Origin of the sequence: Duganella lactea (assembly GCF_009857505.1) — a bacterium.
Classification (GTDB): domain Bacteria; phylum Pseudomonadota; class Gammaproteobacteria; order Burkholderiales; family Burkholderiaceae_D; genus Rugamonas; species Rugamonas lactea.
The window spans coordinates 1-1,431 of record NZ_WWCP01000087.1 but is presented as its reverse complement, the minus strand read 5'-3'; the positions used below and the strand labels follow the sequence as shown (position 1 = coordinate 1,431).

Sequence of the window (1,431 nt, the reverse complement as noted above, 5' to 3'; positions counted from 1 at the left end):
GAGCTATAGTCGAATCTGGTGTACGGGCTGAAATCTGCAGGCGGGGATGAGGCGGTGGAGATTTTGTTGGAAAATTTGATTGTCGAGATCAAAACCAACCAACAGAGGAAACTCCACCATGACGAAGCATAAGCAAGAAACGCAGGGCAGTCCAGAGGCAATCGGCACGAGCCTGGACGATTTGGTGCGGCGCGGGGCGCGCGAGGTAATCCAGCAGGCCATCGAGGCGGAGCTGGCCGAGTTGCTGGCGCAGTACAGCAACGTCAAGACGCTGACGGGGCGGCAGGCGGTGGTGCGTAACGGTTATTTACCGGAGCGCGAAGTACTGACGGCGGCGGGGCCGGTGGCGGTGCAGGTGCCGAAGGTGCGCGACCGCTCCGGCGCTGGCGTGAAGTTCAATTCGGCGGTCGTGCCGCCGTATGTGCGCAAGTCACCGCGCGTCTCGGCGGCGCTGCCATGGCTGTACCTGAAAGGCATTTCGACCGGCGACATGGGCGAAGCCCTGTCGGTGCTGTTGGGCGAGGAGGCCAAGGGTCTGTCGCCCAACGTGGTGAGCCGGCTCAAAGCGCAATGGGCAGAGGAATGGAAGCGCTGGGACCAGCGCGACTTGTCCGGCAAGCGCTGGGTGTACTGGTGGGTGGACGGCATCCACACCGGCGCCAAGAGCGAAGGCAACGACGGGCAATGCCTGCTGGTGATCATGGGCGTGACGCCGGACGGGAGGAAGGAGCGCGTGGCCATCGCCGACGGCTTCCGGGAGTCGAAGGCGTCGTGGCAGGAGGTGCTGCTGGGACTGAAGCAGCGCGGCCTGCAAAGCGGGCCGCTGCTGGCGGTGGGGGATGGCGCCATGGGTTTCTGGGCGGCGCTGGAAGAGGTGTTCCCAGCCACGCGGGCGCAACGCTGCTGGTTCCACAAGCTGGGTAATGTGCTGAACGCTTTACCAGCGTCGCAGCAGGCCAAGGCAAAGGCAGCTGTGCAGGCGATCTTCATGGCCGCCACGCGGGCCGATGCGCTGACGGCATACGCGCAGTTTTTGGAGCGGTACGGTGCGAAGTACCCCAAGGCAGTCGAGAAGCTCAAGCAGGATCGCGATAGTCTGCTGGCCTTCTATGACTTCCCGGCCGAGCACTGGCAGCATTTGCGCACGACGAACCCGATTGAATCGACGTTCGCCACCGTGCGCCACCGGACGACGCGCTCGCGAAATTGCCTGTCGCGGGCGACCTTCCTGGGTTTGGCGTTCAAGCTGATGGAAGAAGCGGAGAAGACTTGGCGCCGGATTCGGGGCGCTGACAAGATCGGTGCGCTGCTGGCTGGCGTGCTGTTTAAAGATGGACTTCCGGCGCAGGACAATCCGCCGGAACAACAGAAACTCGCCGCCTGATGGCCCTACGCTTCAGGATTGGCATACACCAGATTTGACATTAGCTC

The 1,431-nt window shown here is 63.0% G+C and carries 1 protein-coding gene; it reads left to right on the top strand.

All coding sequences use genetic code 11. The annotated features are described in order from the left end of the window. The first annotated feature begins 118 nt into the window (after positions 1 to 118). Positions 119 to 1,384, top strand: a complete 1,266-nt coding sequence (locus GTP44_RS26770; protein ID WP_161021800.1) for an IS256 family transposase — start codon at positions 119 to 121, stop codon at positions 1,382 to 1,384. Positions 1,385 to 1,431: the final 47 nt, after the last annotated feature.

Coding starts and splice junctions, on each gene's coding strand:
- GTP44_RS26770 (WP_161021800.1), top strand. CDS start 119: ATGACGAAGCATAAGCAAGAAACGCAGGGCAGTCCAGAGGCAATCGGC.